Genomic DNA, 20843 nt, shown 5'->3' on the forward strand with positions numbered 1-20843 from the left:
AGTTGTAAACAAGTTCTTGGCGATTTACCGATATTTTTTCAGCGTCCTGCGCTCAGACCGAGGCGACAGATCGTGCTGCTTGATCGTAAAGTCCTGACATTCCACGAAGAACTGTCGCCAAACGGCGCAATTCCTCGCTATCGGAGTCCATGGAGTGAAGCGTGTCTAGTAGGCAGATTTCCCGCAATTGCCGATATTTCTGGCAGATTTCGGCTCCGTGTTCGGTGGTGGCGTAGTAGCGCTCCTTGCCGCGGCGCTCGCCCTCGACCAGCCCCTCGGCCACCAGCTTCTTCAGCGCGTAAGTCACGGTGTGCTGATCCTCGATATTGAGCACGAAGCATATGTCAGACAGGCGCTTCGGGCGCCCGCGATGATTGACGTTGTGCAGCACCAGCACGTCGAGTGCGCTGAAATTGGAGTGGCCGACCACCGCGGCGAGGCAGCGCGCCATCCAGCGCGTGAAGGCGTTATGCGCCACGATCAGCCCGTATTCGTACTCCGAAAGCTCCCAGCCCTCATCTTGGGCGAGATGCTCCGACGACACGATCTTGGGTGTCTTCCTATCCTGCGCATCTGCGCCTCTTTTCATCCGTCCGCTCATGTCCGTCACGTCCTTTCGCTGTCTCCGTCAGGCTGCAACGCGGGCGCTTAACAATCAATCTATCGATTATCGTCGCAATCTTTGTCGGCATTTTATCGACATATTGTTGATATCTGCGGGGGACCGCTCTAGCGTCCCGGTAACCCTGCTGATCCGGAGATCCGAGATGGAGCTGATCGCCGCCCGCCCCCTGGCCGACCGGGCCGTCACTTTCGAGCTCGCGACCCGCGTGGGCCCGGAGGCCGCGGCGCGCGTCGGTGCGGCGCAGGCGCGGCTGGCCGCGATGCTCGAGAGCGGCGAATTGCCCGGTGCGCTGGAGCTGTCGCGCGCCTTCTGCTCGATCACCCTGCATTACGATCCGCTCCAAGGCCGTCAGGCCGATCTCGTCGCGCGGGTCCGCGTCGCGCTCGAGGACACTGCGCCCGAGGCCCGCGAGGGCGGTCGCCTATGGCGGCTGCCCTGCTGTTACGAAGGTGAGGATCTCGATGATCTGGCTGCCCGGCTCGAGCTGACGCGTGAGGAAATCGTGACCCGCCATGCCGCAAACGAGCACCAGGTCTACGCGATCGGCTTCCTGCCCGGCCTGCCCTTCATGGGCGAACTTCCCGAGGGCTTCTCGGTGCCGCGCCGCACCAGCCCCCGCACCCGGGTGCCGCAAGGCTCCGTTGCCATCGCCAACGGATTGACGGTGATCTACCCGTTCGAGAGCCCCGGCGGCTGGCACATCGTCGGGCGCTGCCCGGTGCCGCTTTTCGAGACAGAGCGCGCTGCCCCGGCCCTGCTCGAGGCCGGCGATCGCGTCCGCTTCGACCCGGTGTCGATGAAGGAGTTCGGCCGGATCGAGGCCGCGCTGGCGCGGGGCACCATCGATCCTGCCAGCTTCGCCGAGACGGCCCGATGAACGCCCGTCTCCTCCTCCTCCGCGCCGGAGCGCGCAGCCTTCTGCAAGACACCGGCTTTCGGGGCGGACGCGGGATCGGCGTGCCGGCTGCAGGCGCGCTCGATGGCGACGCGCTCTACTTGCTGAACCGGCTTCTGGGCAACGCCTCCGATGCCGCTGCGATCGAAGTTGCCCTCGTGGCGCCGAAACTGCGGGCCGAGGACGGGTCGACGCGGCTCGCGCTCGGGCCCGGGCTGAGCGGACAGGTGTCTGGTGACAACCCGCGCCATGTGAACGCTTGGACCGCCTTCACCTTGCATCCGGGCGAGACCGTCGCCCTGACGCTCGACGCGGGCTGTCCTGTGGCATTGATCGGGATCGGCGGCGAGATCGACCTGCCCATGTCGCTGCGCAGCCGCTCCACCCTGCCACGCGCCGGTCTCGGCCCCATCGGTCGAAGATTGGAAGACGGCGACGTTCTCCCCATCCAAGGCTCGGCGAGGGACCCGGGCGACCTGACTTTCGCCGCACCCCCCCGGGCCGAAACAGGCCCGCTGCGCGCCGTTCCCGGTCCGCAGACCGAGTGGTTCACCGACGCCGCGCACGAGACCTTCTTCGGCGCCGATTACGGCGTCAGCGTCGAGACCGACCGCATGGGCATGCGTCTCGAAGGACCGCGGCTCACCCATTCCGAGCGGGGTGCCGACATCGTCTCGGACGGCATTGCGCCCGGCGCGATCCAGGTGCCTGGCAGCGGCCAGCCCATCGTGCTTCTTGCCGATGCCCAGACCACCGGCGGCTATCCCAAGATCGCCACGGTGATCGGCGCCGATCTGTCGCGCCTCGCCCGGCTCGCGCCCGGCGACAGGCTGCGCTTTACCGCCGTGAGCATCGAGGAGGCCGAGACCGCCGCACGCGCGCGGCGTGCCGAGCTCGACCGGATCGCAGAAGCTGTCATCCCCGCCAATGCCGGACGGATCGATCTGCGCGCATTGTGGCAGGTCAACCTTGTGGGCGGCGCGGTCGACGCGCTCCGCCCCGATCATTTCCCGCATCACGCCGAGCCGGAGGACCGCCCGTGAAGATCAACCTCAACGCCGATCTCGGCGAAAGCTTCGGCCCCTATGTCATCGGCAACGACGAGGAGCTGCTCGGCGTGGTCGGCGCAGCCAATATCGCCTGCGGCTTTCACGGCGGAGATCCGGTGGTGATCGCACGCGCCATTGCGCGCGCAAAGGAGACCGGTGCGAGCATCGGCGCGCATCCCGGGCATGCCGACCTGCAAGGCTTCGGTCGACGCGCCATGGCGCTCTCGAGCGAGGAGCTGCGCCTATCGGTGGTTTACCAGATATCGGCGGTGACGGGCATGGCTCATGCCCTCGGCCATCCGATAACCCACGTCAAACCGCATGGCGCGATGAACAACCAGGCCTGCGTCGATCGCGCCATGGCCGATACCATCGCCCGCGCCGTGGCCGAGACCGATCCGGGTCTGATCCTGCTTGCCCCCGCCCTGTCCCAACTCGCGGCCGCGGGCGATGCGGCGGGCCTGCGCGTCGCGCTCGAGATTTTCGCCGACCGGACCTACGAGGCTGACGGCAGCCTGACCCCGCGCAGCCGCCCCGGATCGGTTCTCCATGGGAAAGGCGAAGCGCTCGCGCATGTGAAGCGCATGATCGAGGCGGGCGGCATCGTCACCCGCGAGGGCTCGGTACTGCCGACGCCGTTCCATTCGATCTGCGTGCATGGCGACGGCGCAGAGGCGCTCAGCACCGCCCGTGCGCTGCGCGCGGCACTTGCCGATTGGGGCCATGCGCCGGTCACTTTGCCCGAAGCCATGGCGGGCTGAGCCCAGCCGTGCCCATCGCGTGACCGCCGCCGCGCAAAGGCATACGACGATGCCCCAAAAGGTGGCGTCGAGCCCCCAGAGCGAGGCTCTCGACGCGGTCATGACAATGAGGAGCAATCCGGCCACATGGTCGGCGAAGAGATTGCTGCTGGGGGCCGCAGGTGAGCACTACATCATGTGTCAGATTTTGAGCCGGGGCTCCTCAGCGGCTCACTGCGAGGAGCGGTAACAATGACAGAGAAACGTAAGCTGTCCGAAGCTCTCGAAAGCGCCAAGGAGCGGGGTCGAGCTTGGCCGGGTGAGATGCTCGCCGATCCCGAAATGCTCACAGAAGAGCAAATGGCGCAGCGACTCGGCGTATCTCCCGCTGAGATCAAAGGTCTCCGGCGACAGCATCGTGTGCTCGCCCTCAACCTGCTTGGCGAGACCCGCTATCCTGCCTTCCAGACCGGGCCAAATGGCATGATCTTGCCCTGCCTGGACCAGATAATCGCACGGCTGAATGGACAGTTCCTCGAAGCCTATCGGCTGCTCATGAGCAAAACGCACGACGGCACTAACCGTCGGCTCCACGAACTGCTTGCTACGGGGGAGGCCGACAAGGTTCTTGGCGAAGCCGATGCATGGCAAAGTGGCGCCTTCACCTAAGGACTCCTGCCCGAACTCAGCGACGCTTGAACGCAGCAAGCAGTGCCGAGGCGTAGCGGGCGCTGTCGGGCCCCGCCCTATGTGGCACCCGCAGCCGAGCCAGGCGTTCATGGAAGGCGTCCAATGCTTGCGAAGGAAGCATTGGCTCCAGAATGGTGCGGATGTCACCCACTCTCGCCAGTTCGCTGTCTACGGTGAGTGGATCGCACGACGTCTCCAGCAGCCGGCGGAGCCACATGGTCTCGAACCGGGGCGCATCTGAGCATATCCTCCGCCCCCGTGCTGTTGCACGAAACCACTCGACCGCCTCTGAGGCTTCGAGACCCTTCTGGAGCATTGCGTCTGGGATTGCGTGAACCGCTGCGCTGTCCTCCGACCACGCGTCCATCGACCATGTCGGATGTCGCCGGATCAGCCGCGCATGGCTCTCGATCGTTCCATCATCTGCGAGCCAGGATAGGCCAATCTCGACCGGCCAGCTGTCGGGCGTAAGCGAACTTGCTTCGAAATCGAGGAACATCAGATCATTGGTGTAGTCGGTCATATAGAACCACCTGTCGTTCGCGCCTGGCTTTGGGGGGACTGGCTTTAGCGAAGTATTGCGGCATTGGAATGCTGCCGGTCTGCCTTAAGAGGATTGGGCTTATACAACGAAGTGCCCCCTCGAATGCATGAATCTCTCCGTTTTGGTTTACGTTGCACCATCACGGCAGCTTCAAGGTCCTCCGCCTCGTTTCTCGGGGGTGCTCTTCGTTGCTTCACAATGAAGATTGGCCAGTCCAAAGAATCACGAAGTAGAGTTCTGAATTTTTCTCGGTACAGGTGTCCGGAGCTGCTGGCAGCCTGGACGTAGCCTTGGGCTACCCCATGATAACGCACAGAAACCAGGAGCAATGCCATGGAACAGCGGCAGGTCGGACGAACGGGCTTGATGATCGACACACTTGGGCTTGGCGGCGCGCCGCTTGGCGGAAACTTCGTCGATCTGGACTATGCCCAGGCGGCCGAACTGATCCGAGCCGCCCAAGAGGCAGGGCTTCGGTATTACGACACGGCGCCGTGGTATGGCTTCGGCCGGTCGGAACGCGTCATGGGCGACATGCTGCGCGGTACGGACTACGTCTTGTCGGACAAGGTCGGTCGGCTTCTGAAGCCCGGCGGGGTCGAGAATCCCGCGGACTACGGCATGATCGATCCGCTGCCGTTCCACGTCGTCTACGACTACGGCTATGACGGGATCATGCGAGCCTTCGAAGACAACCTCCAGCGCCTGGGGCTCGACCGCATCGATTTCTTGCTGGCGCATGACATCGGCGTCCTCACACATGGCGACGATAACGCGCGCCATTTCGGGGACTTGGCCGCAGGCGGTTATCGTGCCATGGACGAGCTGCGCAGATCCGGCCACGTCAAGGCGATCGGCTTGGGGGTCAACGAGAACCAGGTTTGCATGGACGCCCTTGGGATCGGTGACTGGGACGTATTTCTCCTTGCGGGCCGATACACGCTTCTGGAGCAGTCACCGCTCGATACGCTCTTCCCGGCTTGCCGGAGCGCCGGCACCACGATCATCTGCGGTGGCCCCTTCAACTCCGGCATCCTTGTGGGCCGCGAGACCTGGAACTACGCGAAAGCCCCGGCCGAGGTCGTCGACAAGGCCCGCGCACTTGCGGATGTGGCTGATGCATTCGGAGTGCCTCTGGCAGCGGCCGCCCTGCAATTCCCACTTGGGAATGATCTCGTCACGTCGGTGATTCCGGGCCCACGGGACAAAGGCGAACTCCAGCAGAACCTCGAATGGTTCACGACGCCAATCCCGGATGAACTTTGGATTTCGCTGAAATCGAAAGGTCTGCTACACGAGGCCGCTCCGGTTCCATCAGGGCCCTGAAGGGCTCAAGGCACCCTTCGGCTACCAAGAGCCCCATTTGCGCTTGCAGAGTTGATGCAGCCGTTCGTCGACGGGCTCTCCCCATATGCACGAGGTCAAAGGATCTCGATTAACACCCAAGACGCGCTCAACTGGAGATTGCTTCCCACGCAAAGCTCAGCCAAACGGCAGCTAAGGGTTCTCTATCACCACTTCCTCGAATGAGGCCAAAGTCATTCATAGAGGTCACAATCTTCGAGAAAATACCCACTGCGGCAAGGAACGCTTGATGTCGGGAATGGGATTGATAGGAACGCCTTCCACGCGCCCGCGCGGAATGTGATAAAATGAACTGGCGACCAAGGCGGATGAGCCCGAGCGGGCTCAGTCTTGGTCGCTGGCCACTCACAGAAGGAGGCCAAGAATGGCTAATTATGACCTCGACAAGATGGACCTCGACGAGCTGAAGAAGCTGCAAAAGGTGGTCAATAAGGCGGTGGAAGATTTCCATGAGCGCAAGCGTCGAGAGGCACTCGCCGCTGCGGAAAAGGCGGCTGCGGAGCTGGGCTTTAGCCTCGGCGAGTTGACCAGCGGCCAGAAGGCCAGCAAGAAGACTAAGACTGGACTGCCGCCGAAGTATCGCAACCCGCAAAATCCCGATCAGAGCTGGAGTGGACGTGGTCGGCGACCGCAGTGGGTTGTCGAAGCGACTGAAAACGGCATCGATATCGAAGAATTCAGAATCGATCGAGCTGCCTAATCATCGGTCAGCCAAGAGCCTTATCTGACCTCTTGGTATCTATCGGAGGCCAGCGCCAGGAGCGACTAAAGCCTACACTCTTTATTCCAAGCCATTGCATTCAATGCTCGAATTGCAGACCCGAGGATCACTCCATTTTTATCGGGCCTCACCCAAACGCGGAGTGGCCCCCACAGAAGCCACTCCGCAATTTCCAATTTTCGCCTTCGACCATCACTCCATCGGGATCATCAGATGGGCGTAGGGCGTTCCAGGCCACATAACCCACGGCTCGTTAGCGCCGCTCGGAACTTTCTGCGGATAAGCGTCGAGCATCGGTTTCGCCTCCGAGCCAACGATCATCACGTGTGGACCGGCGGCTATCCACTCGTTGTCCCCGGTCTCGCCCTCGGCATATGGATCAATATTGCTGGCTCCCTCGTCACCGAGAAGCATATAGACGAAGCCAAGCGTTTGCGGCGGGTCCTCCTTATTCATCCATGCTTGCAGGAACGACATAGCGGCCTCATCGGCGCACATCGGGTCAGTGCCGGGATACATGCACGTCCAGCCGTTGCTGCCTTCGCGGAGCGTCGTCATCTCGCCCTCTGCGGAAACGTTCAGGAGCGTTGCATTTTCGAGTACGGCAGCGGGTGCAACGCCATTAAGCCGCTGCATGAGGTCCTCGGGAGAAGCATCATCTGTCTGCGCGATGCCAGAGGAGGCAATCAGCATGCAGATTAGCACAGTCGCAGTCCTTGACGAGAGTTTCATGGGAGCGCCTTCCTATTAAGGTTCACGCTATCGCCATCAAATATCACCGCGCGATGGCGGTAGTGCTGTAGACTCTACGCCTATGCTCAAGCGTTGGCAAAGACTTCCTATTTCTCTTCTACTTTCAATCTCGCGGGTACAGCCACCATAAGGCACATTCCCCTAAGACCAAACCTGGCGTTGACCAGTAGGATTGGTGCGGCGGCGCGAGTGGCCAGTTTAGGACATTGGCAACCACATCTGCGTCAGTTGAGCCTCGCCGGGCAAGTCGAGTCAATTTCTTCGGAAAGAAAAGGTTAATTACGCGGCACCCTTCCACTCTGCGGGATTAACGTAAACGATGCTATCACCAACACTTACCATCACTTCGCCGTCCTGAATGTTAACCTGAAGCTTCATCGCACGGCTTGCCAGCTTTGCAAGCGCATCGGTTTCGGTCTTGGGAAGGCCTACCACCTGAAGGTTGTCGAAACGGGCGGTGCTGTTTTTAACCTTGTCCCACCACATCTCCGCAGCCCTGCCACCGTAGGGATAGACGATTACCTTTGAGGCTTTGCCACAAGATTGACGCATCACCTTCTCGCTTGGAAGCCCCAAGGCAACCCACACATCAAGCTCTCCACTCAGGCTTTTCTGCCAAATGTCAGGCTCGTCATCCGTCGAAATCCCTTTCGTCATTTCCAGGCACTCATGCGCATTTAGCGCAAAGGCGAAAATGCGTATCATCAACCGCTCTTCCGTCTCCGATGGATGCTTGGCAATGGTCAGCTTATGAGTCTCATAATAGTGACGATCCATATCGGATATTGAGAGCTCAGCTTTGTAAATGGTGGCATTCGGCGCCATGATCAACCTCAATTCTTCAAGGATTGGGACACCTACTCCCTCTCGTAACTTTTGGAAAGCAGATACGGCGCGCACGAATAATCGGGCCGAAGAAGTGTTGCCTGTAGCCACACGATCAGTACTCAAATTTGGTTAAAACCCGTGCTCGAACGCGTTGCCGCAGCCATCAGCCCGCTCTTGACTGACCCACTTCCCGTTTCTCAAGGCCTCGATGATGAAGTGCCCAGCGAAGACCGTGGCCAGAACATGGGAAATCCGATGTCGATCTTCGAGGCGCTGCGCACCCTCGTAGACAACCCGTCCTAATGGACCTGCGCAAAGCACGATAACCGTCAGGCTGCCGGGGCCCGGCAGCAAGGTTTGGCTGACTTCGGAGGATGCTGGCGCCGGAACTTCCGACTCGGCAGGCACCAAACGATGCCTGCCGAGTCGCAAGTCAGGCTGCCTTGGCTGGTCCTGTGTCTTTGGCCGGAACCTGAGGCCTACTCGTGTCTGGACGAAGTCCGCCATGGCTGAACGAAACGCGACGTGTCAGCCAGAGGCTGCCACCGGCCACCAAAGCTACAGCGGCGACGCCAGTGGGGCCCAGATCGACGAGCTCAGGACCAATGTTCAGAAGTCCGGTTGCAATGAAGCCGATACCGATCGTGAACAATGTCGCAAAAACAATAGTGATCGAGATCATCGCGCTGTCTTTACGGGTCCAGCTTGAAGGGGCTGGCCTGCGCGCCTTGCCATAAGCCCACCCGAAGAGTAGAGCCGCCGCCGCCAACAAGCCGACGCCGAGAAGGAGATTCATTTCATGCTCCAAAAGATGGCGCAGCGAAGTTGTTGAGCCTGCCGCCCACGCGACTCATGCGCCGATGCCCGCATCTTACCGCAGCGAGTTTGGTGTGAAACAGATTCGCAATGGTCCTCGGGATCGTCGTTTCTCTTCTGGCCGCGCCAATGCCTATCCGCTTCGTGCAGATCCGCGAAGCGGGCGTCGCACTTGATCAGCGCCCCCCCCCAGCGAAAGTTCGGAAGCGCCAGGTATCACCGGTTCGGCCGCCAGCCTTTCGCACTTGACTCAGGATGCTGCTTGGTCCGACATACTCGCCCAAGCTGCTCTCGGGACGCGATATGCCCAGCGTCGCCTTCGATCTCTACCTAACATCGATCCGACCTTATCGACCGGTACCTTGCCAGGCGCTCAAGCGGTGCCGATGCTCTCATGCGCGCCGATCTGAGTATCTCCGCGATCATCGCCAGCGGCATCTTGCTCGAACTCCGGGGTCCCGAGGTCGCCTTCACTCATCCTCTGCCCACGACCGGCAAGCTATTCAATTCGAAGAGGCTGCGCGCGACGCGTGCAGCGCTGACGACGACCGCGATTGGCGGGCAAATGCAGGTAGTCTATTCATAGCAATAGTCGCGCGGCCTCCTACGCCATTGCCGATGGCATCGCCAACGAAGCGGCGAAGCGGAAGGCAATGCAAATCGCCGCGGCCGCGGAAGCCAGCGCGGCTCGGCGGTTGAGCAAAGCACTCCGGTTCATCGCAACCACCATCCTGTTCAGGTCGGCATGATCGAGGTCCTCAAAGCGCGAGATGCGGCGCACAGTGCGGGCTCCGGCCTGGTACCAAAGCGCCGCGGCCACAAGCGAGCTGACGATCGCGGCTATATCGAGAACGATGAAGAGAGTGGGCATGATCGGGCGGTCTCGCTTGATGAGGTGTCGGTCTCGGTCGGACCAATTTGATTGCGACATGGAGCGTCGTCAGCAATTGCCAAATGAAGTCACTCTTCAGTTGCACCGCGACCAACGGGATCTCGGCGCGCAGCTTTGTCAGATCCGCCGTTCGAAACCGGATCTCGAGCGCCGGGTCTGGTAGGTCAGGGTCGGGCGATGGACTTCGCTCCGGTCGTCCGTAGCTACCACGATGTCTGGACTAACAGGGGAAACGTAAGGGCCCGGCATCATCGTACCGGGCCCTCCCTGCCGCGCAGCCTGCGGACAACGGACAGTGGTCGGTCAGCTCTCCCGCGCGACCGGTATCGCGACCGTCTGGGCCGCCGGCTGTTCCGTATGGACCGGGGCCTGCCCCCGCCCGGTCTTCCACAGCGAGATGGCCACGCCCGCGCCGAGGATCGCGAAGGTGATGCCGAGCGACCATGCCGGCGGGAACTTCTCCCAGCCCAAGGCCTCGGCCACGAAGACCTTGGAGCCGATGAACACCAGCAGCAGTGACAGCGCGTATTTCAGGTAAGCGAAACGGTGCAGCACCGCCGCCAGCGCGAAATAGAGCGCTCGCAGGCCGAGGATCGCGAAGATGTTCGAAGTATAGACGATATAGGGGTCGGTGGTGATCGTGAACACCGCCGGCACCGAGTCTACCGCGAACACGAGATCGGCCACTTCGATCAGCATCAAGGCCAGCAGCAGCGGCGTAACGTAGCGCCTCATCTTGCCCGTCGCCGGGTCGGCGCGCTTCACGGTGAAGGCATGGCTGTGCAGTTCGTCGGTCACCGGCAGGCGGCGCTTGAGGAACTTCAACAGCCTGTTGTCCGAAATGTCGTGATCACCCTCCGTGACGAATAGCATCTTGATGCCGGTGACGATCAGGAAGGCGGCGAAGATGTAGAGCACCCAGTGGTATTCTGCGACGATGGTGGCGCCGAGGCCGATCATCAGCCCGCGCAGGGCAATCACGCCGAGGATACCCCAGAACAGCACCCGGTGCTGGTACTGCCGCGGGATCGCGAAGAAGCCGAAGATCAGCGCGATGACGAAGATGTTGTCCATCGCCAGCGTCTTCTCGACCACGAAGGCGGTGAGATACTGCGCCGTCGCCTCGCCGCCCATCTGCCACCAGATGAAGCCCGCGAAGGAGAGGCCAAGCGTGATGTACATGGCCGAAAGTTTCAGGCTCTCGGCGACGCCAATCTCATGATCGTCGCTGTGCAGCACACCCAGATCGAAGATCAACAGAGCGGCGACCAGCGCCATGAAGACCAGCCACATCCAGAGCGGCTGGCCGAGAAACAGAAGAAACAGGATTTCCACGATGACCTCTTGTGCATGACCGCACCCGAGGTCGAGGGTGTTTGGACCCCAATACCATCGGGCACACCCGATGCGGTCCGACATCACGTGGAAGATCCAACGTCAGAGGGACCCGGCCCGCACGGTGATAGATCCCCCTCTCAAGAGGCGATTACAAGAGGCGGTAAGAAATATTCCAGCATGCCCCGTGGCTGCACTCGCCATGTGCCGCTCCCCGCCACCGTGACGCTGCGTCGTTTGGCGGGGTCTGCAACCGGGCATCCCGATTGTGCTCTTGTAGGTTTCGGAATTCGGTCAGAATGTAACTCGCGTCTTCAATGCCGATACCGGCTGCTTCTCCGGTTCGCATCGGGCAAAGGCATTCGAGACAGGGTGGAGCCCGGCATACCGGGGCTGTGCGGAGCGTAGATTGAGATCATCGGTTTCGCGAACGGTTGCATCGACCTTCGCAGGGTTTTCCCGCCGCCTCCCTGTGGCCCCAGCAACCCAATCCGGGGGCCGGCAGGGACAAGCACTTCGAGGCTCCAACGAGCCGAGGCAGCCCGGCAGAGTTGCAGCCTTCAGTGGCGCTATGCGTGGACCCCGATCCGAGCGTGAGGTACGGCAGGCTCAACCAGTCACAGAGCAGAACTGCCGCCGGGATGTTCGTCATGGGTGACGCATTCTGGCAGATCGTGGTTGTGGGTTTCGTGGCCCAGATGATCGACGGCGCTCTTGGTATGGCCTACGGACTGACCTCGACGTCGCTGTTGCTGACGCTTGGTTTTACGCCGGCGGCGGCAAGCGCCGCCGTCCATCTGGCCGAAACTGCCACCACCGGCGTCAGCGCGACCTCGCACCATCTGGCGCGAAACGTCGACTGGAAGCTGGTTCGGCCCTTGGCGATCTCGGGCGCCCTTGGCGGCATAGCCGGGGCGAGCCTACTGGCCACCGGCCTCGGCGACATGCTCGCCCCGGTGGTATCGGCCTATCTCGTGCTCATGGGCGGCGTCGTTCTGTGGAAGGCGTTCCGCGCAGTGCCGGGCATTCATCCACCGAAGGGCGTTCGGAGGCTCGGCCTCGCCGGGGGTTTCGTGGACGCCGTCGGAGGCGGCGGCTGGGGTCCGGTGGTGTCGAGCACGCTGCTCGCCTCGGGAGGTTCCGCGCGGCACATGATCGGGTCTTCGAATGCAGCGGAATTCTTTGTCACGTCGGCGATCACTGTCACCTTTGCAGGGCATCTCGGCCTATCGGAATTCGGCATGGCAGCGCTGGCGCTGGTGGTCGGCGGGCTCCCGGCCGCCCCGTTCGCGGCCTTGGCGGTCCGATACGCACCCAGACGCCCGTTGATGATCGTCGTCGGCCTTCTGATTATCATACTCGGCATTCGCGGCCTGCTGACCGCACTGGGTTGAGGCGAGGGACTGTTGCCTGACAGACGACCGTGCCATCCGAGCTTTGTCAGAGCGGCTAACTGCGCGGACGTTCATCCAGGCCTCCTCCAACAGCCAAGCTCAGGCCTGTTGCCCCGGGAATGGTTACCTGTTCGGTCATTCCGGCCGAACTGCCCGCTTCGAGACGAGCAGCTTGTCGATCCGGCGACCATCCAGATCGACGACCTCGATGCGCCAATCGTCAAGATTGATGTGCTGCCCAACCTCGAGCAGTTCCCCTGCGCGGTCGAGAACGAGTCCGCTGACGGTCTCGTAGGACGGTCGGTCCTCGATCTCGAGCCCGATACGGGCCGCGAACTCGTCGGCCGGCATCCAGCCGGCAACGAGGAGAGATCCGTCCTGACGATCCACAACCTTGGGCTCATCCTGCTCGGTTTCGTCGAAACTGCCAGTAATGGCGCCCAGGATGTCCATCGGGGTGACGATCCCCTCGAAGTGTCCATACTCGTCATAGACCAGGAGCATGTGAGCGGGTGCCGCCTTCAACCGTTCGATGACTTGGGTCGCTGGCAGCGACTCGTGGACGACCGGAGCGGGTCGAGCCATCGCAACCGGATCGAAAGTGTCGGCGGGCGCCAAAAGCAGGTCGCGGCTGTGCAAAATGCCGATGATATCGTCTGGACCGCCATCGCGAAGCGGCATGCGGGAGCGCTCCGAGGCCCGGAACCGCTCGAGGAGCTCGTCCCGGCTCTCGCTCGCTCTGGCAATCTCGACATCGTGCCGGGGCGTCATCAGGCCGCGCGCGGTACGGTCGGCCACGCGCATGACCCCCGCGATCATATCGGTTTCGGCCTTCTCGATGACACCGGCGCTCTCCGCTTCGGAGATCAGCATGCGGATCTCCTCATCGCTCACCTTCGCGCTGCGACGCCCCGACTGACCAAGCAGAGTAAGCACGAGGGCTCCCGACCGGTCGAGCAGCCAGACCAGTGGCGAAGCGGCCTGCGCCAGGCGGCGCATGGCCGGGGCGACACGGGAGGCGATGCCTTCGGGGTCCGACAACGCAATCTGTTTCGGGACGAGTTCACCCACGATCAGCGAGAGATAGGTGATGACCACCACCACGACACCCACGCCGACCTCTTCGGCGAACCGCACGGGCACGCCGATCTGGGGTAGAACGCTGGCAAGACGCAAGCCCAGGGTAGCTCCGGACAGCGCGCCGGACAGAATTCCCACGAGAGTAATGCCGATTTGGACCGACGAGAGAAACCTGCCAGGTGCTTCGGCCAGACGAAGCGCGACAAGCGCCCCATGGTCGCCCCGGCTGGCCCGAGCCTGAAGCCGGGCGGGCCGAGACGAGACGACCGCCAGTTCCGACATCGCCAAAACCCCGTTCAGGACGATCAGCGCAAGGACGAGAGAGATTTCGAGAAGCATTGAGAACCTTGACGGGCATGAGTATTGCCCGGCCCTTAGGCAAAGGCGCCGAGCAGGATGAGCAGAGCCGCCCTGAGCATGGCATAGACCACGGCAGCAGAGAGCAGAAGCGCAGCTACGCCCACGATCGCGCCGATCCCGGCCCACAGCCCGTCACGCTCGAGCACCCCGAGCGCGAGAAGGCAGATCGCAAAGGCCGGAAGCATGTTGCCAAGCGGGATCGGCAGCGTGACGACCACCGCGAGGATCAGCGCGAGACCTCCAAGCAGCCGTTCCGATCGCGGCGCCACGAGCCATGCCGCCCGCGGACGCAGCATCCGCTCGGCGCGTGCAAGAATCGGAGCCGCACGTTGGACTATTGTGACAAAGGCTTGAAACGGCATGCCCCGATTTCCGATGAAACCAGGCAGCCAAGGCATTCGCCCAAGCATCATCTGCGTACACAGGTACAGCAGCGGCAGCCCCAGCACGGCCGACAGCCCGGGTGGCGCTGGCAGCACGTTCGGTAGCGCGAACAGAAGGATCAGCGCCGCCCGTCCCCGCCCCTTCAGCAGCGTCATCAGCTCGTTCAGCGTGATCTCGGAACGGGACTCGTCGGCAGTGATTTGGAGCAGGACCTCCGACAGCCGCTTGCGTGCCGGATTGAAGGGATCGCTGTCCCACGCCTTGCTGGCCTCCGGAGCAGTGCTTTCTCTACCAGCATCCGCCACCGTGGCGACCATCCAAGAAAATTCTGGAGACAGAATGGCTCCAGGGCATATTTCACCCCTGCAACGCCGGAGAGCGGCAGGGTGGATTCATGCGTGAGGGAAACTTCTATCGAATACCCTCTAAAGTGAGGGGTCCTGAAACAGCTACCTTGCCGCTTGCAGCAAGAATCTGCTCATCGTTTGGTATAATAAGATGAGGTCGTCTATGTCCCGCATGTCATGCGTGGGCTTCACATTCCGGATTGCGTCGCTGGCCTCAAGTTTTTCGCCGGTTGCTGCATGAGACGGCGCTTAATCTACAAAGTTCTCTATGGCCCAGGCCGCCCCGGCCCTTACCGGACTTTCGCAACCAAAGGTTCTTGCCGCGGCGCGGCGTCCTTGAGTGGTCTTTCCTCGTGCCTCGCAGCATCGCCGGGCAGGCCGAGGTCGGCTGTGCAAACCTTTCAGACCTTCGCTGCATTTGCATAGCTTCCGCTGCACCTGCGAGGTCTCTTCGGAGGAAGTGCGGGGAACAGAATCTTGCTGCGCTCCGCTTCAACGAACGCTCTTGGCAACTGAAGAATTTTCCGATCGCCTCGGATCTTCGGATCAGTGCGGCGACGGAATAGATCTGTCACCCCTTCCGTGACATCGAGCCAGCCGAATTTCGGCATTTTTGGCGGGCTACTGCACAAAAAACATTCACTTTTTGCAGTCGGGTCGGATATCCCTGTACCAATCGGCCCGGAGGACTGGTTCTCGCCGACGCGCCGTTGGACAAGAAGCGCTCCAGCAGGGAAAGAACATGATACCAAAATACGTCCTTTTCGCCGGTGCCGTCGCAATTGCGGCAGGTACCGCCTCCGCGCAGACGGAAATGTCCTTTGCGCTCGACTGGAAGTTCGAAGGTCCAGCCGCACCCTACACCCACGCGATCGATGCGGGCCTGTTCGAGGCGCAGGGCCTCGACGTGACCATCACTGAAGGGGCAGGCTCGCTCGACGCAATCCCCAAGGTCGCGACCGGCGCCTTCCCGGTGGGCTTCGCCGACATCAACTCGGTAATGCGGTTTCTCGACCAGAACCCCGGCGCCCCAGTCACGGCGGTGATGATGGTCTACGACAAGCCGCCCTTCGCGGTGGTCGGCCGTGTCAGCCAAGGCGTGTCCGCGCCCGCCGATCTCGAGGGTCGCGTGCTCGGCGCGCCGCCGCCCGACGGGGCCTGGGCGCAGTTCCCGATCTTCGCCGCCGAGAACGGCATCGACATCGACGCGATCACCGTCGAACCGGTGGGCTTCCCGACGCGCGAGCCAATGCTGGCACAGGGCGAGGTGGACGCCGTGACCGGCTTCTCCTTTTCCTCGACGCTCAACCTGATCCGGCTCGGCGTGCCCGAGGACGACATCTCGGTCATCCTGATGGCCGATCACGGCGTCGACCTCTACGGCAACGCCATCATCGTCAACACCGACTTCGCCGAAGCCAACCCCGAGGCGATAACCGGCTTCCTGACCGCCATCGCGCAGGGCTGGCAGGCCGCGATCGACGATCCCGACACCGCGGTCAAGGCGCTGCTGAAGCGCAACCCCGCCGCCGACGCCGATCTCGAGAAGCGCCGCCTGCAACTGGCGATTGACGACAATGTGCTGACCGATCACGTGCGCGAGAACGGTATGGGCAACATCGACCCCGAGCGCTTCGCGCGGGCGATCGAGCAGACCAAGACGGTTTACGAGTTCCAGAATGAGCCCGATGCAGCCACTTTCTTCGACGACAGCTACCTGCCCGAGGGCGACGTACTGATGCTCAAGTGACGGGGGGACCGGTGCCGGGCCCGCGCCTGGCCCCGGTCGATGCGGCGCGAAGAATGAAGAACATCATTGAAATTTCTGGCGTGAGGCACGCCTACAAAACAAAGTCGGGCCCGCTGCCGGTGCTCGACGGGCTCGACATCTCGGTGCCCGAGGGCGAGTTCTGCGCGGTGGTCGGCCCTTCTGGGTGCGGAAAATCCACCCTTACGCGGCTGGTGGCGGGGCTGATGAAGCCCGATGCTGGCGAGGTCTGGCTCGATGGGCAGAAGGTGACGAGCCCACGCAAGACAGTGGGAATGGCGTTCCAGAACCCGGTGCTGCTCGAATGGCGCTCGATTCTCGACAACGTGATCCTGCCCCTGGAGATCGTGGCGCCGTCGATGCCGCGCCGCGACCGCATCGCGCGGGCCGAGGCGCTTCTGGAGATGGTCGGACTTGCGGGCTTCGAGGCCAAGCGCCCGTCCGAACTGTCGGGCGGCATGCGCCAGCGTGCCTCGCTCTGCCGCGCCATCGTCCATAAGCCCGATGTGCTAATTATGGACGAGCCCTTCGGTGCGCTTGACAACTTCACCCGCGAAGACCTGTGGCAGACCATGCGCGACCTGCGCGCCAAGGAGCCCTTTACCGCCGTGTTGATCACCCACGACCTGCGCGAGAGCGTCTTTCTGGGCGACCAAGTGGTGGTGCTGTCCGGCCGGCCGGCGCGCACGCAGCACATCCTGAGCGTGGACCTGCCGCAGGACCGGACCATCGACGTGCTCTACACTCAAAAAGCGGCGGCCATGCTTCACGTGCTACGCGACCAGATCAAGATCGCCCAAGGTCGCAACCCGGAGGCCGCGTGATGGAGACCTTGCGCAAGATCGCCGTGCCAGTGCTGGCCATCGCGGCCTTCCTCGCAGTCTGGGAGACGCTGGTGCGGATCAACGGCTGGCCCGACTATGTGATGGCCTCGCCCTCGGATCTGCCGGCGGCCTATGCGCGGTTCTGGGAGCTGTTCTTGATCGGCGCGTGGCAGACGCTGTGGCGCACCGTGGCGGGGCTGGCACTGGCGGTAGTGTTCGGGCTTCTGCTCGGCATGATCATGGGCTTCTCGCGCATCATGCGCGACGCGCTCTACCCGCTCCTCGTGGGGTTCAACGCCATCCCTAAGGCGACGTTGGTGCCGGTTCTGGCGCTCCTGTTCATCGGCCAGCACGACTTCAACACCGTGATGATGGCCTTCCTGATCTCCTTCTTCCCAATCGCGGTCTCGGTCGGCATCGGCCTGTCGACGCTCGAGCCGGAATACCGCGACATCCTGCGTTCGCTCGGCGCGAGCCGCTTCACCATCTTCCGCAAAATCGCCCTGCCCAAGACGCTGCCCGAGTTCTTTGGGGCGCTGAAGGTCTCGGTGACGCTGGCCTTCATCGGCACCAACCTCGTCGAGATTGTTTCACCCCACGGGCGTGGCCTCGGTGCGCTTTTCCTCTCCGGCCAAACCAATTCCAATTACCCGCTGATGTTCGCGGTGCTGATTGCACTGGCGGTGCTTGGCATCGCGCTCTACTACGCCGTGGTTGCGCTGGAGCGGACCTTCGCAGGCTGGGCGGAACGGCAGGCGACATAGATTCGCACCGGGTTCTTTCTTGGTTTAGGTTGCCCGCCATCTTTCACCATACGGCCGCGTTTCGCCACTTCCGGTTCTACCTCCTATGGCTGATCGCTTGGCAGGCACCTGCGCAGAAAGCAAAGAAGACCCACTTCCCTACAAGGCGCCGAGCCGCGAGATTCTTCAACTTAGCACCCGTCAGTAGGCAGGAATCTCGGCGCTCGACACCGGTTTGCCCCCGTCAGTCCTACGAGACATATGAGTTGATTTTGCAACGGAGGGTTACTGGCGCATCGTAATAGCCAGAGGGTAGCGACAAGACCCGACCCGACCATCTCGGGCAGACCGACTTCACCTAACTGAAGGTCATCGGCTTGGGGTGGTATTACCTCTCGACCCTCTTCGACGAACCATGCTGCGATGTCGCTGGCAGTGATCCTACTGGTGCGCCGCTTTTATAACGACTTGATCTGAATCGGCGCGTGAACATCGGTCCTCCACAAGATCGGGCATCCGGTTCAGATCCAATTGCGACAACTCCGTTCGCAGATCTGCCGCTCCGGTGTGACACAGCGAATGTTCGTAATCCGCCCGGAATGACGGGGTCTATTCCCGGTCCTTAGCCGACCTCCGTGCTACGCATAGCGAAGGTCAGCTTCGCGTTGTTTGTGCCGCTCACCTTGCCCAGTAGAACTGGTTACTGATCGTGTCTCTCTATTGCGCCGGGAGCCTCGAGGAGAGCTTGGAAGCAGCACTGCCCTAATTGTTCGCGGGTAAGTGTCACCGGCCCCTCTTCTCGCCCGGTATCAGCATCGCGGGCATCATCAAAAGCGTTAGCGCCGTGGCCAAGACAAGCCCGTCGGCGATGGCCGAGGACAGCTCGGTCCACCACAGGATCGGCAAAAGAGGGAGGTGTCATCGAAGGCCGCCACCACGGCCAGTGCCGTGATCGGTCCGACGCTGGGCGCCATCATGGTCAGACGGACCGTGGCGTGGCGCTCGGCAATCGCTCGAAAACGACCTTGAAGCGCGGCAATCCGTGCCACGATGTCGCGGCCGGCCTGCCGCGCGTGCCCCTGACTTGTGTCTCTCCGCGCCCGTTTGCATAGAGGCGCCAGTCCTCGAATGGAGTTAAGCATGTCGATCCGGCAGAGAATCGCTGATACGCTTGATCGTCCGGTGACGCGAAATTTCATCACCGCTGTTGTGCTCTTTAACGCCGTGGTCCTCGGGCTCGAGACATCCGATGCCGCGATGGCCGTGGCTGGGCCGCTCATCGTCTTTCTCGACGTCCTCTGCCTGTCGATCTTCGTGGTCGAGATCATGCTAAAGATCTTCGCGCGTGGCGTCTCGTTCTTTCGGTCGGGCTGGAACATCTTTGACTTTGCCATTGTCGCCATCGCTCTGGTGCCAGTCACCCAAGGTCTCTCGGTGCTCCGGGCCCTGCGTATCCTGCGGCTACTCAGGATCATCTCTGTGGCCCCGACCCTGCGCCGGGTCGTCGACGGCTTCGTGTCTGCGCTCCCGGGAATGGCTTCGGTTTTCCTGTTGATGGCGCTGATCTTCTACATTGCGGCGGTCATGGCGACCAAGCTCTTCGGGAATGCGTTCCCCGAGTGGTTCGAGACCATCCCACATTCCGCCTACTCGCTGTTTCAGATCATGACGCTCGAGAGCTGGTCCATGGGCATCGTCCGCCCGGTTATGGAGACCTATCCCTACGCCTGGATGTTTTTCGTGCCCTTCATTCTGGTAACGACCTTCGCCGTCGTGAACCTCGTGGTCGGCCTCATCGTGAACAGCATGCAGGATGCACACGCGCAGGAGTCCAATGCTGCTACGGAGGACTACCGGGACGAGGTTCTCAAGCGCCTGGATGCCATCGAGCGGCGGCTCTCAGAAGGCGGATCGCACCACAAGTGATCCCATACATACTGCGACAGGCACAGGCACAGGCACAGGCACAGGCACAGGCAACCAGATCCACCATGTCGAAGCTGCTACTGCCTACGGTGGGCTAAGCACTTGGAATGTGCTTCCCGGATCATTTGCTTTGATCCGGGAAGCCTTCGCTAAAGAACAGCGCTTTTTCTTCTGCCACTCGCCGCCAATTGGATTCGATACACTCGTTGAGGCTCGAAGGTCATTATTTGCTTGCCACAATGGTCATCTGGTCGGGCAAATGGCCACGATATGGCTGTCGGCTCACCCAGGCACTGTGCCAGTACGGCATAAGAGTGCGAATCGAATAGGTAATTCTGCCCTGCGCCCTACATTTATCAAACAATAACAACGACATACGCCAGGAGCCCCTTGAGCCGAAATCATAAGTTTACAAACTGGAAGCAATAGCTTGCGAGGTTCGGAGCACAGCAAAACCCTCGCGGTCCGTGCTGCACACGTGTGAGCACGAGCCCGAACAGCGAGCCGATCCCAGGCAAGGCGACCGGGGTCAATTCATAAAGTTTAGGGGAATTTTAATAATTTCGGACGCGCGACGATAGCTCTGTCACAGCGCACGCGCGTGATCCTTCCGCCTAGAAGATCGCGCCCTTCGAAATATCGGCAATATCCCTTTTAGGGAGGCGGCAATGTTTATCTCGACACTCTATTTCGCAGGACACGTATCGACACGACGATCGAAATGCAAGGCTTCGGTGCCAGTTCGACTTGAGAGGGGCCGGCGT

General features: G+C 61.7%; 20 protein-coding genes. 11 read left to right on the forward strand and 9 right to left on the reverse strand.

Annotated elements, in window-relative coordinates; all coding sequences use genetic code 11:
- Positions 1-52 precede the first annotated feature (52 nt).
- Positions 53-601, reverse strand: a complete 549-nt coding sequence (locus tag FHS00_RS16505) for a winged helix DNA-binding protein (protein WP_246391420.1) — start codon at positions 599-601, stop codon at positions 53-55.
- Positions 602-767: 166 nt separating this feature from the next.
- On the opposite strand from FHS00_RS16505, the gene FHS00_RS16510 reads away from it, so the two are divergent.
- The 4 genes from FHS00_RS16510 (at position 768) to FHS00_RS16525 (ending at position 3978) form a co-directional block, all read left to right on the forward strand.
- Positions 768-1502 carry a 5-oxoprolinase subunit B family protein gene (locus FHS00_RS16510; RefSeq protein WP_183475196.1) on the forward strand — a complete coding sequence of 245 codons (735 nt, stop codon included), beginning with the start codon at positions 768-770 and terminating at the stop codon, positions 1500-1502.
- An 80-nt stretch (positions 1503-1582) separates the two neighbouring features.
- Positions 1583-2563 (forward strand): 5-oxoprolinase subunit C family protein, encoded by a 981-nt coding sequence (locus tag FHS00_RS16515; protein WP_183475197.1) that lies wholly within the window; start codon positions 1583-1585, stop codon positions 2561-2563.
- Positions 2560-3330 (forward strand): 5-oxoprolinase subunit PxpA, encoded by a 771-nt coding sequence (locus FHS00_RS16520; protein ID WP_183475198.1) that lies wholly within the window; start codon positions 2560-2562, stop codon positions 3328-3330. Before FHS00_RS16515 ends, FHS00_RS16520 begins: the two co-directional genes overlap by 4 nt.
- A gap of 231 nt (positions 3331-3561) precedes the next feature.
- The gene (locus FHS00_RS16525) at positions 3562-3978 is read left to right on the forward strand and encodes a hypothetical protein (RefSeq protein WP_183475199.1); all 417 of its coding nucleotides are present in this window, start codon (positions 3562-3564) and stop codon (positions 3976-3978) included.
- Positions 3979-3994: 16 nt separating this feature from the next.
- Here FHS00_RS16525 and FHS00_RS16530 read toward each other — a convergent pair whose 3' ends face one another.
- The gene (locus FHS00_RS16530) at positions 3995-4522 is read right to left on the reverse strand and encodes a hypothetical protein (protein WP_183475200.1); all 528 of its coding nucleotides are present in this window, start codon (positions 4520-4522) and stop codon (positions 3995-3997) included.
- A gap of 354 nt (positions 4523-4876) precedes the next feature.
- Between FHS00_RS16530 and FHS00_RS16535 the strand changes: the two genes are divergently transcribed.
- Together FHS00_RS16535 and FHS00_RS16540 are read left to right on the forward strand one after the other, a co-directional pair.
- Positions 4877-5869 carry an aldo/keto reductase gene (locus FHS00_RS16535; protein ID WP_183475201.1) on the forward strand — a complete coding sequence of 331 codons (993 nt, stop codon included), beginning with the start codon at positions 4877-4879 and terminating at the stop codon, positions 5867-5869.
- Between the two features lie 403 nt (positions 5870-6272).
- Positions 6273-6608 carry an H-NS histone family protein gene (locus tag FHS00_RS16540; RefSeq protein ID WP_183475202.1) on the forward strand — a complete coding sequence of 112 codons (336 nt, stop codon included), beginning with the start codon at positions 6273-6275 and terminating at the stop codon, positions 6606-6608.
- 213 nt (positions 6609-6821) lie between these two features.
- Here the strand turns inward: FHS00_RS16540 and FHS00_RS16545 are convergent, their stop codons facing one another.
- The 5 genes from FHS00_RS16545 to FHS00_RS16565 form a co-directional block, all read right to left on the reverse strand.
- Entirely contained in the window at positions 6822-7322 is a 501-nt protein-coding gene (locus FHS00_RS16545) for a hypothetical protein (RefSeq protein ID WP_183475203.1), read from the reverse strand.
- Positions 7323-7661: 339 nt separating this feature from the next.
- Positions 7662-8207 carry a YaeQ family protein gene (locus tag FHS00_RS16550; RefSeq protein ID WP_183475204.1) on the reverse strand — a complete coding sequence of 182 codons (546 nt, stop codon included), beginning with the start codon at positions 8205-8207 and terminating at the stop codon, positions 7662-7664.
- A gap of 436 nt (positions 8208-8643) precedes the next feature.
- Positions 8644-9006: a hypothetical protein gene (locus FHS00_RS16555; protein WP_183475205.1), complete on the reverse strand. Its 363-nt coding sequence runs from the start codon at positions 9004-9006 to the stop codon at positions 8644-8646.
- 624 nt (positions 9007-9630) lie between these two features.
- Positions 9631-9897, reverse strand: coding sequence for a hypothetical protein (locus FHS00_RS16560; protein ID WP_183475206.1), 267 nt, complete (start codon positions 9895-9897; stop codon positions 9631-9633).
- 324 nt (positions 9898-10221) lie between these two features.
- Positions 10222-11253, reverse strand: a complete 1032-nt coding sequence (locus FHS00_RS16565; protein WP_183475207.1) for a TerC/Alx family metal homeostasis membrane protein — start codon at positions 11251-11253, stop codon at positions 10222-10224.
- Between the two features lie 650 nt (positions 11254-11903).
- Here FHS00_RS16565 and FHS00_RS16570 point away from each other — a divergent pair.
- On the forward strand, positions 11904-12647 hold the full coding sequence (locus FHS00_RS16570) for a sulfite exporter TauE/SafE family protein (RefSeq protein ID WP_183475208.1): 744 nt from the start codon (positions 11904-11906) through the stop codon (positions 12645-12647).
- A gap of 135 nt (positions 12648-12782) precedes the next feature.
- On the opposite strand, the gene FHS00_RS16575 is transcribed toward FHS00_RS16570, so the two are convergent.
- Positions 12783-14066, reverse strand: coding sequence for a hemolysin family protein (locus FHS00_RS16575; RefSeq protein ID WP_183475209.1), 1284 nt, complete (start codon positions 14064-14066; stop codon positions 12783-12785).
- 35 nt (positions 14067-14101) lie between these two features.
- Positions 14102-14788: an exopolysaccharide biosynthesis protein gene (locus FHS00_RS16580; protein WP_183475210.1), complete on the reverse strand. Its 687-nt coding sequence runs from the start codon at positions 14786-14788 to the stop codon at positions 14102-14104.
- 772 nt (positions 14789-15560) lie between these two features.
- Here FHS00_RS16580 and FHS00_RS16585 point away from each other — a divergent pair.
- From FHS00_RS16585 to FHS00_RS16600, 4 genes are all read left to right on the forward strand, one after another.
- A complete protein-coding gene (locus FHS00_RS16585; protein ID WP_183475211.1) occupies positions 15561-16568 on the forward strand; it encodes an ABC transporter substrate-binding protein in 1008 nt (335 codons plus the stop codon).
- A gap of 53 nt (positions 16569-16621) precedes the next feature.
- Complete coding sequence (locus tag FHS00_RS16590) at positions 16622-17410, forward strand: ABC transporter ATP-binding protein (protein ID WP_183475212.1); 789 nt, start codon at positions 16622-16624, stop codon at positions 17408-17410.
- Positions 17410-18174, forward strand: coding sequence for an ABC transporter permease (locus FHS00_RS16595; RefSeq protein ID WP_183475213.1), 765 nt, complete (start codon positions 17410-17412; stop codon positions 18172-18174). Before FHS00_RS16590 ends, FHS00_RS16595 begins: the two co-directional genes overlap by 1 nt.
- 1119 nt (positions 18175-19293) lie before the next feature.
- Positions 19294-20079 carry an ion transporter gene (locus FHS00_RS16600; RefSeq protein WP_183475214.1) on the forward strand — a complete coding sequence of 262 codons (786 nt, stop codon included), beginning with the start codon at positions 19294-19296 and terminating at the stop codon, positions 20077-20079.
- Positions 20080-20843: the final 764 nt, after the last annotated feature.

This window comes from Limimaricola variabilis, from assembly GCF_014195545.1.
GTDB classification, from domain to species: domain Bacteria; phylum Pseudomonadota; class Alphaproteobacteria; order Rhodobacterales; family Rhodobacteraceae; genus Limimaricola; species Limimaricola variabilis.